Raw genomic sequence first — 13,204 nt, forward strand, 5'->3', positions numbered from 1 at the left:
GGCCGGGGCGGTGTGCCCTCCGCCCCGGCCCGGTCGTCGGTCCCGTCGGGACCGGATCAGATCTCGGTGTTCGTGGCCTTGCGGCGACGGAGCACCAGGACGCTGCCCACGCCCAGCAGGGCGAGGCCGGCGACGGTGATGCCCACCACGTTGGTGCCGGTGAACGCGAGCGAACCGGCGGCCGGCTTGGTCGCGGTCGCCGCGGCGGCGGTCGGCGAGGCCGAGGTGCCGGGGGTGGGGCTGGAGGCGCCGGACGGGGAGGAGGCCGGGGACGGCGAGGGGCTGCCGGTCGTGCCGCCGGTGGTGGTCCCGCCGGTGGTCGTGCCACCCGTGGTGCCACCCGTCGTGCCGCCCGTGGTGTCGCCGCCGGTGGTGCCGCCCGTGGTGTCGCCGCCGGTGGTGCCGCCCGTCGTGCCACCGGTGGTGTCGCCGCCGGTGGTCGAGCCACCGGTCGTGCTGCCGCCCGTCGTGCTGCCGCCGGTGGTGGAGCCGCCCGTGGTGCTGCCCGAGGGCTTCGCCGGGCAGGTGTGGGACAGGTTGAACCAGGTGTCGGTGCCGCCGGACACCTCGGCGACGGCGGACACCAGCTTCGCGCCGGGCGCGGACGCCACGTTGGCGTGCTTCGCGTCCGGCGGACCGAAGGTGGTGACGACCTGGGTGCCGCCGGGCTCGAAGGTGACGGTCAGCTTGGTGAAGACCTCGTCCTTCTTCGGCAGGACGAAGTTCCAGCCGTCCTGGTCGGACGCGATGCCGGGGCAGTCGCCACCGCCGCCGTAGCCGGCGGCGAGGATCGGGGTGGGCTGGTGCAGCGGGATGGTGCGGGTGCCGGTCGCGAAGGCGGGCGCCGCGGCCACGGCGAGGGTCAGTCCGGTGGCGGTGACCGCCACGGCGGATCTGACGAGGGAGGACGGTATGCGCATGGGCTGCCACTTCGTCGTGCTGGGGGAGAGAGCCGCGCGGGCGTACCAGGGCTCAGGGAGTAAGGCAGCGTTCTACGGTGAGCAGTGGCGGGTGGTCAAGTGCCATTGGCGGGCCTATGTCCTGGTTGTGGACGATTCATCAGGGAATCCCCGGATCTAACGATCCGGTGAACCGGGTGTCCGCAGGTCTGACGCCCTGTCCGCCGGTGCCCCGCAGTGCGGACGGCGGCACCCTCCGTGGCGCTGCCGGCCGCTCGACGGGCGGTCGGCTGACGTCGTGTTGGGCCGCCACCAGCGCCTCGCCCGCCGGGGTCCGGGCGTAGCGCACCGAGCGGCCGGCGCGGGTGCGGTGGACGAGGCGGGCGTCGTGCAGGATGCGCAGGTGGCGGCCGACGGAGCCGAGGGGCAGGCCGGTCAGGGCGACGAGCTGGGTGGTGGTCGCGGGGGAGGCGAGCAGGGCCGGGACGGGCCGGCGGGGCGCGGCGCGGGAGGGTGACGGGTGGTCAGCGCATTGACCGGCGTTACCGCATCGGGTGAAGTGCGGCCGTGCCTCCTGGTGGCGGCGCGAGTCCGGGCGGGAGCATGGCGGCACATCGTTCGTCCCCGAACAGGAGGAATGCCGTGAAGGCCCGCTTCTGGTCCTGTGTCGCCGCCCTCGCGCTCACCGCCGTCATGGTCCCCGCAACGCACGCGGCCGCGGCACCGGCCGGCCCGCCGCCCTGCCCCGGCGGCTCGATCTGCTTCTGGAGCGAGGAGGGGTTCTCCGGCGCCTACTGGGAGTGGACCGCGGCAAGCGGCTACCGCGACATGCCGCCGAACCTGCACGACCACGTCGGCTCGTTCAACGCCAACGCCCGGGCCTGCTTCATCAACTGGCAGCCGGTCGAGAAGCGCGACGTGTTCGCCGGTGACTGGCGCTCGCAGTACCTCGGCGACTTCGGCGGCCGGATCGACGCGGTCGGCCCGAACGGCTGCTGAGCCGCCCCCCGCGCGCCCCGCCCGGCCTCGGTCGGGCGGGGCGCAGCCGTTCAGCGGGCGGCGAGCAGGGTCCGTTGGGCGGCGGTGATCCGCCCGATCAGCTGGACGGCGAGGATGGCCGCAACCGTGTCGGGCAGGGCGAGCCAGGGGGTCCCGGAGTCGCGGTAGCCGGCGAGGGCGTAGACGACGGTGAGGACCGGGAAGCCCAGCAGGTGGGCCAGCCAGGCGGTCCACCACGCATTGACCAGGCGGGTGCCGGCGCCCCCGCCGACCCGGACGAGGTCGAGGGTGGCCCGGCGGGGCTGCCACAGGCAGAGCACCGGGACGAACCAGACCAGGACCGCCCCGCCGGGGGTGAAGCCGAGCCGCTCCGGCGCGATCTCCCGGGCGTTGCGCTGGCAGCGCCAGAACCAGATCAGGAAGACGACGCCGGCTGCCAGGTAGGCGGGCATCTGCAGCCGGGCGAGCGGGAAGAGCAACGGCCCGCCGGTCCTGGTGGTGACGGCGTAGGCGAGGTCGAGCACCGCCTGGACGGCGATCAGCAGCTGGGCGGCGACGGCCAGGCCCCGGGGGTCGGTCAGCCGGCCCCGGTGGTGTGCCACCCGCACCCGCTGTTGAGTGGCGGCGTCCATGTGCGCTCCTGTCCCCCCGGTCGCCTCAGTCGGTCGGCGACGTGTTCCCCGGCACGCCCGGCCAGTCGAGGGCGAGCTGCTGGCGGCGCGGGAGCCGGGCCACGATCAGGTCGTAGGAGTCCTCGATCATCTCCTGGACCAGGAGCTCCGGCACGCTGCCGTCCAGCAGCACAGTGTTCCAGTGGCGCTTGTTGAGGTGCCAGCCGGGGGTGATCCCCGGGTGCTCGGCGCGCAGCCGGACCGCGAGGTCGGGGTCGCACTTGAGCGAGACCTTCAGCGGCGACGCGTCCAGCGCGCTGATCGCGAAGACCTTGCCGCCGACCTTGAAGACCGAGGTCTCCGGGTTGAACGGGAAGGTCTCCTCGGCGCCGTTGAGGTCCAGGCAGCGGGCCTTGAGCTGATCCGGGGTCAGAGTCATGCGGCCATCCAACCCCACGCGCTCACACCCGCGGCAGCACCGGATCGAGCCAGCGCGGCAGCCACCAGTTCACGTTGCCCAGCAGCTCCATGATCGCGGGGACCAGCACCATGCGGACCAGGGTGGCGTCCAGGAACACGGCGACCGCCAGGCCCAGTCCGAACTCCTTGACCGCGATGTCCGGGGTGGCCAGCACGGACAGGAACACCGTCACCATGATGGCGGCCGCGGCCGTGATCACCCGGGCGGTGTGCCCGAGCCCGCGGGCGACGGCCTCGCGGGTGGGGTACCCGCCGTCGTACTCCTCGCGGATCCGGGAGACCAGGAACACCTCGTAGTCCGTCGAGAGCCCGAACAGGATCGGGAAGACGAACAGCGGCACCCAGGCGGTGATCGGCGCGGTGGTGGGGAACCCGAGCAGCGGACCGAACCACCCCCACTGGACGATCATCACCAGCACGCCGAACGAGGCCCCGACGGAGAGCAGCGTCATCACGGCGGCCTTGACCGCGATGGTGACCGAGCGGACCAGTACCAGCAGCAGCACCAGGGCCAGCCCGATCACCGTGGCGATCAGGTACGGGAGCCGGGTGGCCACCTCGTCCGCGAAGTCGGCGTCGCCGGCCGTGGGCCCGCCGATGTGCACCACCACCCCCGGCAGGTCCGCCGCCGCGCCCGGCACCACCCGCGAGCGCAGCTCGGTCAGCAGCCGCGGGGTGGCCGCGTCCTGGTGGGCCGTGGTGGGGTACGCCACGAACAGCGCCGCCCGCCCGTCCGCGCTGGTCTGGGCCGGCGTCACCGCCGCCACCCCGGGCGTCGCCGCCACCGCGCCGATCAACGGCGCGAGGACGGCCCCGGTCTCGCCGGGCGGCAGCTCGGCCACCACCACGAACGGCGCGTCCGACCCGGCCCCGAACCCCTCGCTGAGGATCCGGTGCGAGGCGTAGCCGCTGGACGAGCGCGGCTCGGTCGAGTTGTCCTCGAAGCTGAGCCGCATCGAGAAGGCGGGGATCGTCAGCAGGATCATCACCGAGGCGCCGACCACCAGCCCGGTGACCGGCCGCCGCTGGATCACCCGGGCCCACCGCTCGGCCAGCGGGCTGCGCGAGCCGGTCCGCCCCAGGTACGGCAGCTTGAACCGGTCGATCCCGCGCCCGGCGTAGCCGAGCAGCGCCGGCAGCAGGGTGACGGCGGCGACCATGGTCATCAGCACGGTCACCGAGGCGGCGACGGCGGTGGCGTTGAGCAGGCGCTGCTGCACCACGAACAGGCCGAGCATGGCGATCACCACGGTGGCCCCGGCGAACAGCACCGAGCGCCCGGCCCGCCCGATGGCGATCACCACGGCCTGCTCCGGGTCCGCCCCGTCCGCCAGCGCCTCGCGGTAGCGGGTGACGATGAAGAGCGCGTAGTCGATGCCGACACCGAGCCCCAGCAGGGTGGCCACGATCGGGCTGAACGAGGGCGCCGGGAACGCGTACCCGAGCAGGAAGGTGAGGGCCAGGCCGCTGAGGATGCCGAAGACCGCGGCCAGCATGGTCAGGCCCATCGCCAGCAACGAGCCGAACGCGATGAGGATCACCAGCATCGCCGCCATGGCGCCGATCGCGTCCGAGGCGCCGCCGTACGGGGTCTCGGCGCCGACCACGTCCGCACCGCCGAGGGCGAAGGTCACGCCGTCGCCACTGGCCGCCCGGGTCTCGTCGATCAGGTGCTTGACCTCGGAGCTGGGCAGCGGGTTGGTGTCCGACTGCAGGGTGGCGAAGGCGATGGTGCCGTCGCGGGAGATCTGCCCGGGCGTGTCGTAGGGGGAGTGCACCGAGGTGATGTGCGGGGCCTTGGCCAGCTCCGCGAGCAGCACCTCCACCCGGGGCTGCACGGTGGGCGCGGTCACCCCGGCGGCCGCCTGGACCGCCAGGGTGAGCGAACTGCCCTTCCGCTCCGGGAAGTGCTGCTTGATCAGGTTCTGCGCCTTCGCCGACTCGGACCGCCCGCCGGTGAAGTCGTTGTCGGCGGGCGCGGCGAAGCCGAACCCGACCGCCATGACGAGGACCAGGCCGACCGCCCAGAGCAGCACCACCAGGCGCCGGCGCCGGTGGCAGAACCGGGCGAGCCGGCCGAGGGTCCCCGGGACGGTGTCAGCTGTGGTCACCCGGTTCACGCTAGAGCGCGGGGCCGGGGCGGCCGGTGACTACACGTCGGGGACCACCCGAACGGCCGTCAGCGCACCGTCCGCGCGTTCGACCGGGGGCGTCCGGCTCAGTGCGAGGCCCGCAGGTTCAGCAGCACCACGCCCACGATGATCAGCCCGATCCCGAGCAGCTGCGGCTTGCCCAGCTGCTCGCCGAACGCGACCATCCCGATCGCGGCCACCGCGGCCGTGCCGGCCCCCGACCAGACCGCGTAGGCGACCGAGACCGGTATGTGCTTCAGCGCCTGTCCGAGCAGCGCGAACGAGAGCACGTAGCCGATGCCCACGCCGACGCTGGGCCACAGCCTGCTGAAGCCCTCGGTCAGTTTCAGGCAGCTGGTGGCGCAGACCTCGCTCAGGATGGCGAGGCAGAGGAGCAGGTAGGGCATCGAACTATTCTGCGCGCCCGGCCGTGAGGCCGGCGAGCAGGGGTAGGTCGGCCAGGGTGAGGCTGGACAGCAGGGTGATGCCCGGGCCGGCCGGGATCGCGGCGTCCGAGGAGGGCACCGCGAGCACCGCGCAGCCGGCGGCGGAGGCCGAGGCCACGCCGGTGGGGGTGTCCTCCACCGCCACGCAGCGCGCCGGGTCCAGGCCCAGCCGGGCGGCGGCGGCCAGGTAGGGGGCCGGGTCCGGCTTGGTGCGCTCGGTGTCCTCGGCGGCCAGCGTGACGGTGAACCAGTCCCGGCCCAGGTGGGTGAGGACCAGGTCGACCACCTGGCGCGGCGAGGCGGAGACCAGCGCGGTGGGCACCGCCGCGTCGCGCAGCGAGGCCAGCAGGGCCAGCGCGCCCGGGCGGGGCACCACCTGGGCGGCGACCTTGGCGGTGAAGGAGCCGTTCAGCCGGGAAGCCAGCTCGGCCGTGCCGGGCGAGCCGGCCGCCACCCGGTCCAGGTGCGCGGCGGTGTGCTCGACGGCGTGGCCGAGCACCTCGGGCAGGTCCACCGGGCCCAGGGCGTAGCCGATCCCGGCCGCCACCTCCTCGGTGGCCTCCCACCACAGGTGCTCGGTGTCGACCAGCGTGCCGTCCATGTCGAAGAGAACCGCGGAAGGAAGCACGGTCACTTCCCCTTGGTGGCGGCGAGGTCCACCAGGACCGGGCGGTCGGGCAGCGAGACGGTGGCGCCGCCGCCGACCGGCAGCAGCGCGGCCTGCTCGGTGGGCAGGTCCGACTTGACCTCGGTGCCGTCGGACAGCCGCACGGTGAGCCGGGTGACCGCGCCCAGGAAGCTGGCACCGGTGACCACGGCGTCGCCGCCGGGGGTCAGGCCCACGTTCTCCGGGCGGACCAGCACCTCCAGTGCGCCGGGGGCGATCGGCAGCGAGCCCTCCACCGGGTGGCGGCGGCCCAGCACCTCGACGCCCTGGCCGGAGCGGACGCACGGGATACGGCTCATGGTGCCGACGAACTCGGCCACGAAGGCGGTGGTCGGGCGGGCGTAGAGCTCGTTCGGGGTGGCGCACTGCTCCAGCCGGCCCGCGCGCAGCACCGCGACCCGGTCGGCCATCGACAGGGCCTCCTCCTGGTCGTGGGTGACGAACAGGGTGGTGATGCCCAGCTCCTGCTGCAGCCGGCGGATCTCCTCGCGCAGGTTCAGGCGGACCTTGGCGTCCAGCGCCGACAGCGGCTCGTCGAGCAGCAGCACCCGCGGCTGCAGCGCCAGGGCGCGGGCCAGCGCGATGCGCTGCTGCTGGCCGCCGGACATCTGGTGCGGGAAGTGCCCGGCCCGCTGCGGCAGGCCGACCAGCTCCAGCAGCTCCTGTGCCTTGGCCCGGCGCTCGGTCTTGCCGACGCCGCGCATCTTCAGCCCGAACGACACGTTGTCCAGCGCCGTCAGGTGCGGGAAGAGGCTGTAGGACTGGAAGACCATGCCCGCGTCGCGCTTGTGCGCGGGGGTGCGGGTCACGTCCTGACCGTCGACCAGCACCTCGCCCGAGTCGTGGGTCTCGAAGCCGGCCAGGATCCGCAGCGCGGTGGTCTTGCCGCAGCCCGACGGGCCGAGCAGGGCCAGCAGCTCGCCCGGGTGGACGGTCAGGTCGAGGCCGTCCAGGGCGACCGTCGAGCCGAACGCCCTCCGCAGCGCTCGGAACTCGACGGTGGCGCTGCCCGGGTGCAGCGGCGCGCCGTAGGGCGGCTTGAGGGTGGTCGTGGTCATGGCGGTGAACTCCTGGAGAGGTGTTACGGGTGGGGGATCAGGACCGGGCCCGGCGCTGGCGGCCGACGGCGTTCATCAGCAGCAGCAGGATCCAGACGATCAGCAGGCTCAGGATCGAGACCGCGACCGACATCTGGCCGTCGCTCTTGCCGTTGGAGCTGATCCACACCGAGAACGGCGCGAAGCCGAGGATGGCGGCGGTGGTGAACTCGCCGAGGACCATCGCCACGGTGATCACCGAGGCGTTGAGCAGCGAGCTGCGCAGGTTCGGCAGCACCACCGAGACGACCGCGCGCGGCCAGCCGGCGCCGCAGCTGCGGGCCGCCTCGACCAGCGTCCGCACGTCCACGCTGCGCAGTCCGCCGTCGATCGCCCGGTAGGCGAACGGCAGCGCCATCGGCACGTAGGCGAGCACCAGCACGATCGGGAAGTTCTGGTCCTGGATCGCCATCAGGGTCTGGTAGAACGGCGTGGCGCGCAGCTTGGGCGCCCAGCCCAGCACGTTGCTGATGCCGGTGGTGAGCGCCACCACGGGCACCACCAGCGGCAGCGAGCACATGAACTCCATCACCGGCTGCAGCTTCGGTGCGCCGAGCCGGACCGCGATCATCGCCGGGACCAGCAGCAGGAGCAGGACCACCACGCTGGTCACGGCCAGCTCCAGGCTGAGCTGCAGGGCCGGCAGGAAGCCGGGGGCCTGGAGCAGCTGGGTGTAGGCGTGGAAGTCGATGCCCTTGCGGCTGTCCACGCTGAAGTACGCCGAGGCGGCCAGCGGGACCAGGAAGTACAGGCCGCCGATCAGCATCACTGTGCCGCGGCCCCACCGCACCTTCGCGAGGCGGCGGTCGGTGCGGGCGTTGACGGGGGTGTTCAGCTGAGCCACTTGGCACTCCGGCGCTGGAGGGGCAGGTAGACCGCCATGACCAGGCAGGCGACCACGATCATGTCGAGACCCAGGGCCATCGCGACGTTGCCCTGGCCGACCAGCACGTTGCCGGAGAGCGCGTCCGCGATCTGCAGGCTGACCAGCGGGATCGAGGAGCCGACCATGGCGTCGGCGGTGGCGTAGGCGGCGAAGGCCGAGCCGAAGAGCAGCACGAAGCCGCCCAGCAGCGAGGGCAGCAGGATCGGCAGCGCCACGTGCCGCCAGTACTGCACCGTGGTGGCCCCGTTGTTGGCCGCCGCCTCGCGCCACTGCACCCGCAGCCCGTCCAGGGCCGGGGTGATGGTGAGGATCATCAGCGGGATCAGGAAGTACAGGTACACGACCGACAGGCCGGTGAACGTGTACAGGCTCCACCCGTGCGAGGTGAGCGAGAACTGCTTGGTGACCTCGCCGGAGTTGCCCAGGGTGGCGACGAACATGAAGGCCAGCGGGACGCCGCCGAAGTTCGCCAGCACGCCGGAGCCGGCCAGCACCACCTCGCGCAGCGCGCGGAACCGGGAGGTGACCACGGCCTGGGCGAGCGGCAGGCCGAGCGCGGTGCCGATCAGCGCGGTGAGCGCGGAGAGCTTGACGCTGCCCCACAGCGAGGTCGCGTAGGCGCCCTGCAGCGAGTGGGTCAGGTTGGCGGTGGTGAACGCTCCGCCGCCGTCCGGGGCGTCGGAGGAGGTGGTGAAGGCGCCGAGCACGATCGCGAGCGCCGGCAGGCCGAAGCCCACCAGGAAGAACGCGAAAAGCGGCAGGGTGGCGAGCCAGGCGCCGCCGGGACGGCGACGGGCGCGGCCGGTGGGGGTGGCAGGCGTGGCGGCAACGGCCCCGGGGCCGCCGCTGAGGGTCTCAGCGGCGGCCGGGGACGGCACCGGGGTGGGAGCCGTGTCATTCATGATGGGTCGTCAGCCGCCGATCGCCTTGGCCCAGTTCTCCGTCACGACCTTCTTGGCCGCGTCGGTCTGAGCCTGGGTCGGGAAGGTGGTGAACGGCTTGTCGATCACCGGGAGCTTGGCCACCAGGGTGGCGTCCAGGGTGTTGGCCGACTTCATCGAGTCGAACAGGGCCGGGGTGGCGTAGCCCTTCAGGAAGCCGTTCTGGCCGGCGGTGCTGTAGAGGTACTCCTCCCACAGGCGGGCCGCGGCCGGGTGCGGGGCGTCCTTGTTGATGGCCTGGTTGTAGTACTGGGCGTAGGAGCCGTCCGAGGGGATCGACACCTGCCAGTCGATGCCCTTGTCCTTGAACTTGTCGGCGTAGCCGGAGGACAGGTAGGACCAGTCGACGGTGATCGGGGTCTCGCCCTTCTCGATCGTCGCCGGGGTCGCCTCGACCGGGTTGAAGTTCCCGTTGGCCTTCAGCTTGCCGAAGAAGTCGATGCCGGGCTGGATGTTGTCCAGCGAACCGCCGTTGGCCAGCGCGGCCGCGTAGACGGCGCCGAACGCGGCACCGGCCTTGGTCGGGTTGCCGTTCAGCGCGACCATGCCCTTGTAGTCGGGCTTCAGCAGGTCGGCGAAGGTCTTCGGGCAGGTGCCGACCTTCTTGGCGTCGCAGCCGATCGCCATGTAGCCGCCGTAGTCGTTGTACGACTGGCCGTTGGCGTCCTTCATGGAGGCCGGGATCTTGTCGAAGTCGACGACCTTGTAGGGGGCGAGGATGCCGTCCGCGGCGGCGCTCAGGGCGAAGGCGCTGCCCAGGTCGACCACGTCGGGGGCGCGGTCCTGGCCCTTGCGGGACTTGATCGCGTTGATCTCGTCCTGGCTGGAGCCGTCCGGGTTCTCGTCCTCGATCTTGATGCCGTACTTCGCGGTGAAGCCGTCCATCAGCTCGCCGTAGTTGGCCCAGTCGCGGGGCAGGGTGATGACGTGGAGGTTGCCCTCCTTCTTCGCGGCCGCGACCAGCGCGTCCATGCCGCCGAAGTCGGCGGCCGAGGTGGCGGTCTTGGCGTCCTTGCCGCCGGCGGCCTTGGTGTCGGCGGCGGACGAGCCCGCGGAGCCGCAGGCGGTGAGGGAGAGCGCGGCGGCGGTCAGCACAGCCGCGAGGGCTGCGGCACGGGCGCGGTGCACGGTCACGGGAGGATCTCCTGGATCGAGGTGCGGCAGGGTCGCACGACACGGTGCGTGGCTGCGTAGGTTGGGGTGGGTCACGGGTGAGCTGTCCATCAAGTTGGTCAGCCAACTTCACCCCTGACGCCGGTAAGTACGCCGGATCCCGGTGACCAGAAGGTGAACGGGCGACCCAGAACAGGGGTCGGCTGCGGGAACGGTCGCAGCCGGTCGGTGGATAACCGCCCATGTGGTGCGCGAACGGCTCACCCGGAGCGGCTATCGTCGGACCAGTCCTCGGGCCGCGCGGCAGCGGGTGACACTGATCTGGGAGGGGGAACCGGTGGGAGAGACCTTGACGGAGAACGAGATGCAGCTGGACGGCCAGGACCAGAAGCAGGGTCCTGACGCCGGCGGTGCCCTCTACCGCCGGGTCGCGGCCGATCTGCGCGAGGCGATCACCACCGGGGCCTACGGCGAGGCCGGCCGGCTGCCCGCCGAGGGCGCGCTGGCCGAGCGGTACGGGGTGTCCCGCGGCACCGTGCGCCAGGCGCTGGCGGTGCTGCGGGCGGACGGGCTGGTCACCTCGCGGCGCGGCACCCGCCGGGTGGTGCTGGGCAACGCCCGGGTGCAGAGCTTCTCGGAGCTGCTCAGCTTCACCCACTGGGCGCGCTCGATGGGCGAGGAGCCGGGCGGTCAGCTGGAGTCGCTGATCCGCCGTCCGGCGGACGCGGCCGAGCGCGAGCAGCTGCGGCTGGAGCCGGGTGCGGAGGTGTACGTGACGCTGCGCCTGCGCACCCTGTCGGGCACCCCGGTGATGGTGGAGCGCACCATCTACCCGCCCCATGTCGGCGTGCTGGTGGCCAAGTTGCCGCCGGACGTGGTCTCGCACACCGAGCACCTGCGGGAGCACGGGATCCTGTTCACCGACGCCGACCACACCATCGACGTGGTGGCGGCCAACGCGGAGGACGCCAAGCTGCTCGGCTGCCGGCGCGGCGCGCCGCTGCTGCGCGAGCGGCGGCGCACCACGGACCCGACCGGGCGGCCGGTGGAGTGGTCCCAGGACCGCTACCTGCCGGGCATGGTCGCGTTCAGCGTGCACAACTCGCTGGCCACCTCGGCGCTCTCCCGGCACGCCCGGGAGAGCGACTGACGGTCGGCCGGCGCTACCGCGGGTCGGCCAGCAGGGCGGCCAGCAGCGGGCGGTAGTGGCCGAAGCCGGGGACCTCGTGGTCGGCCTCCTTGGCCGCGTCGTCCCACCGGCGCACCGCGACCGCGTCGGCGGCGCCCGGCAGCGCGGCGAAGGCCGCGGCCCGCTCGGGCGCGAACGGGCCGCCCTGGACCTGCAGGGTGTACTCGGAGGCGGCGGAGAGCGCGGCCCGGTAGTCCGGCTCCACCGCGCACAGGTAGCGCTTGGCCGCCACGTGCAGCCGGACCGGCTCGGTGACCGCCGGACCGAACCAGCGGGCCAGCCAGTCGGCGCCGGTGTCGCTGTGCCGGTTGTCCTGGCCCTGCATCAACTCCCGGCCGGTGACCGACCCGTGGCCGGCGCCGTCGAAGAAGTGGCCGACGTCGTGGAGCAGCGCGGCCGCCACCAGGTGGGCCGGGGCGCCGGCCCGCTCGGCCTGCGCCGCGGCCTGCAGCATGTGCGCGGCCTGGGTCACCGGCTCGCCCAGGTACTCGGCCGCGCCGGCCTGCTCGAAGAGCTCCTGCAGCTCGTCCAGCGCGGCCGCCCGCCGGTCCAGCACCGCCAGGGTGGAGGCGAGCGCGTCGAGGTCCGCGTAGCAGCCCTGGAGGTGGCGCCGCCCGCCCCCGGGGGAGCCGGCGGCGGGCTCGAAGGCGGTGCGGGCGTGCAGCAGGCGGGTGTTGTCGAAGACCAGGCAGTCGCCGGCGTCCAGCCGGAACGCCAGCTGCAGCTCGGGGCGGAGCGTGATGGCGGCGAACCGGCGGTAGGCGGCGTAGAAGGCCTCGGCCCGCTCGGCGGGCAGGTCCAGCCGGTCGATCGAGCGGTTGTTCATCCGCACCTCGCGGATCCGCCCCCGCCCGTCCACGGTGATCAGCGGGCGGTCGGCGCGCAGTTCGGTGCCGCGGTCGCGGAAGACGAACGGCACCGGGGTGCGCACCAGCAGCTCGAAGTCGGCGGGCGACTCGGCGCGCAGCAACGCGGCCGCCTTGAACCCGTCGACCAGGCCCGAGTCGCCGCCGACCGCCGCGTTCTCCAGGCAGTGCAGCACCTGCACGGTGGGGACCGGGTCGCGGTACGGGTTGTCGGTGTGCGGGGCGATGGCGGCGCTGGTGAACGCCAGGTTGGTGGGGTCCGGCTCGACCCGGACGTCGAACAGTGCGCCGTAGTTGGTCTCGCGCACGTAGCCGAAGCTGCGGGCCACCGCCAGCACCGTGCCGGGCTCGACCGGCACCCCGCGCAGCAGCGCGAAGCCGCAGCGGCGCACCGCGCGCAGCACGGCGGCCCGCTCGGCGTCGTCGCCCAGGTACTGCGACCAGTGCGCCTCGGGCAGCCCGGCCGCGAAGTCGGCGGCCTGCCAGAGCTGCTTGCCGCGTTCGGTGCGCCCGTCGTCGCCGGCGCCCGCGTCCAGCCACCGCTGCGGGTAGCGCGAGCGGTGCCCGTCGGACCAGAGCACCTCCAGGTGGCCCGCCAGCTCGGTGGCGGCCGCTACGGTGAGGTCCGCGGCCAACTCGGTGATCTGGAAGAGCTTCTGGCCGGACCGCGGGTCGCGGCATTCGGCGCACGGGCAGTTGTCCCGCAGCCAGAAGGGCGCGCGCAGGGCGTCGGCGGCGTCAGGCATGGCAGTTCCCCAAGAGTTGTATAGCCAACTTTTGGTCGACCCTGCCGAAGGCGAATGAGGGGCGCGCGGCCGGCGGGTGTCCGGCACCTGAACGCTGGATGGCGCCCGGGCTCGACGGGACCAGGGGGAGGG

The 13,204-nt window shown here is 73.2% G+C and carries 13 protein-coding genes and 1 pseudogene; 2 read left to right on the forward strand and 12 right to left on the reverse strand.

What is annotated here, in order from left to right; translation table 11 throughout:
* Positions 1-56: 56 nt before the first annotated feature.
* Both ACFW1A_RS30310 and ACFW1A_RS30315 read right to left on the reverse strand, forming a co-directional pair.
* Positions 57-920, reverse strand: coding sequence for an LPXTG cell wall anchor domain-containing protein (locus tag ACFW1A_RS30310; RefSeq protein WP_380414342.1), 864 nt, complete (start codon positions 918-920; stop codon positions 57-59).
* A 139-nt stretch (positions 921-1,059) separates the two neighbouring features.
* Positions 1,060-1,395 (reverse strand): annotated as a pseudogene (locus ACFW1A_RS30315) (ArsR/SmtB family transcription factor); the annotation flags it as partial.
* Positions 1,396-1,541: 146 nt separating this feature from the next.
* Between ACFW1A_RS30315 and ACFW1A_RS30320 the strand changes: the two are divergent.
* On the forward strand, positions 1,542-1,898 hold the full coding sequence (locus tag ACFW1A_RS30320) for a peptidase inhibitor family I36 protein (protein WP_380414344.1): 357 nt from the start codon (positions 1,542-1,544) through the stop codon (positions 1,896-1,898).
* Between the two features lie 50 nt (positions 1,899-1,948).
* On the opposite strand, the gene ACFW1A_RS30325 is transcribed toward ACFW1A_RS30320, so the two are convergent.
* The 9 genes from ACFW1A_RS30325 to ACFW1A_RS30365 all read right to left on the reverse strand — a co-directional run bounded on the left by ACFW1A_RS30325 (position 1,949) and on the right by ACFW1A_RS30365 (position 10,292).
* Positions 1,949-2,530, reverse strand: coding sequence for a DUF4328 domain-containing protein (locus tag ACFW1A_RS30325; RefSeq protein ID WP_380414346.1), 582 nt, complete (start codon positions 2,528-2,530; stop codon positions 1,949-1,951).
* A gap of 25 nt (positions 2,531-2,555) precedes the next feature.
* Positions 2,556-2,948 carry an MmcQ/YjbR family DNA-binding protein gene (locus ACFW1A_RS30330; protein WP_380414348.1) on the reverse strand — a complete coding sequence of 131 codons (393 nt, stop codon included), beginning with the start codon at positions 2,946-2,948 and terminating at the stop codon, positions 2,556-2,558.
* Positions 2,949-2,970: 22 nt separating this feature from the next.
* The gene (locus tag ACFW1A_RS30335; RefSeq protein ID WP_380414350.1) at positions 2,971-5,100 is read right to left on the reverse strand and encodes an MMPL family transporter; all 2,130 of its coding nucleotides are present in this window, start codon (positions 5,098-5,100) and stop codon (positions 2,971-2,973) included.
* Between the two features lie 107 nt (positions 5,101-5,207).
* Complete coding sequence (locus tag ACFW1A_RS30340) at positions 5,208-5,528, reverse strand: multidrug efflux SMR transporter (protein ID WP_110671350.1); 321 nt, start codon at positions 5,526-5,528, stop codon at positions 5,208-5,210.
* A gap of 4 nt (positions 5,529-5,532) precedes the next feature.
* Entirely contained in the window at positions 5,533-6,195 is a 663-nt protein-coding gene (locus ACFW1A_RS30345; protein WP_380414353.1) for an HAD family hydrolase, read from the reverse strand.
* A 2-nt stretch (positions 6,196-6,197) separates the two neighbouring features.
* Positions 6,198-7,292 carry an ABC transporter ATP-binding protein gene (locus ACFW1A_RS30350; protein ID WP_380414355.1) on the reverse strand — a complete coding sequence of 365 codons (1,095 nt, stop codon included), beginning with the start codon at positions 7,290-7,292 and terminating at the stop codon, positions 6,198-6,200.
* A gap of 37 nt (positions 7,293-7,329) precedes the next feature.
* Complete coding sequence (locus ACFW1A_RS30355; RefSeq protein ID WP_380414363.1) at positions 7,330-8,097, reverse strand: ABC transporter permease; 768 nt, start codon at positions 8,095-8,097, stop codon at positions 7,330-7,332.
* A 65-nt stretch (positions 8,098-8,162) separates the two neighbouring features.
* Positions 8,163-9,119, reverse strand: coding sequence for an ABC transporter permease (locus tag ACFW1A_RS30360; RefSeq protein WP_380414357.1), 957 nt, complete (start codon positions 9,117-9,119; stop codon positions 8,163-8,165).
* 9 nt (positions 9,120-9,128) lie between these two features.
* Positions 9,129-10,292, reverse strand: a complete 1,164-nt coding sequence (locus ACFW1A_RS30365) for an ABC transporter substrate-binding protein (protein WP_380414359.1) — start codon at positions 10,290-10,292, stop codon at positions 9,129-9,131.
* Positions 10,293-10,635: 343 nt separating this feature from the next.
* Here ACFW1A_RS30365 and ACFW1A_RS30370 point away from each other — a divergent pair, with 343 nt between their 5' ends.
* Positions 10,636-11,421 (forward strand): GntR family transcriptional regulator, encoded by a 786-nt coding sequence (locus tag ACFW1A_RS30370; RefSeq protein ID WP_380414365.1) that lies wholly within the window; start codon positions 10,636-10,638, stop codon positions 11,419-11,421.
* Positions 11,422-11,434: 13 nt separating this feature from the next.
* Here ACFW1A_RS30370 and ACFW1A_RS30375 read toward each other — a convergent pair whose 3' ends face one another.
* Positions 11,435-13,072, reverse strand: a complete 1,638-nt coding sequence (locus ACFW1A_RS30375; protein WP_380414361.1) for a TauD/TfdA family dioxygenase — start codon at positions 13,070-13,072, stop codon at positions 11,435-11,437.
* Between the last annotated feature and the right edge of the window lie 132 nt (positions 13,073-13,204).

The sequence above is a fragment of the Kitasatospora sp. NPDC058965 genome (assembly GCF_042741245.1).
Lineage (GTDB): Bacteria > Actinomycetota > Actinomycetes > Streptomycetales > Streptomycetaceae > Kitasatospora.

Coding starts and splice junctions, on each gene's coding strand:
- ACFW1A_RS30330 (WP_380414348.1), bottom strand. CDS start 2,948: ATGACTCTGACCCCGGATCAGCTCAAGGCCCGCTGCCTGGACCTCAAC.
- ACFW1A_RS30340 (WP_110671350.1), bottom strand. CDS start 5,528: ATGCCCTACCTGCTCCTCTGCCTCGCCATCCTGAGCGAGGTCTGCGCC.
- ACFW1A_RS30360 (WP_380414357.1), bottom strand. CDS start 9,119: ATGAATGACACGGCTCCCACCCCGGTGCCGTCCCCGGCCGCCGCTGAG.
- ACFW1A_RS30355 (WP_380414363.1), bottom strand. CDS start 8,097: ATGCTGATCGGCGGCCTGTACTTCCTGGTCCCGCTGGCCGCCTCGGCG.
- ACFW1A_RS30325 (WP_380414346.1), bottom strand. CDS start 2,530: ATGGACGCCGCCACTCAACAGCGGGTGCGGGTGGCACACCACCGGGGC.
- ACFW1A_RS30370 (WP_380414365.1), top strand. CDS start 10,636: ATGCAGCTGGACGGCCAGGACCAGAAGCAGGGTCCTGACGCCGGCGGT.
- ACFW1A_RS30375 (WP_380414361.1), bottom strand. CDS start 13,072: ATGCCTGACGCCGCCGACGCCCTGCGCGCGCCCTTCTGGCTGCGGGAC.
- ACFW1A_RS30310 (WP_380414342.1), bottom strand. CDS start 920: ATGCGCATACCGTCCTCCCTCGTCAGATCCGCCGTGGCGGTCACCGCC.
- ACFW1A_RS30350 (WP_380414355.1), bottom strand. CDS start 7,292: ATGACCACGACCACCCTCAAGCCGCCCTACGGCGCGCCGCTGCACCCG.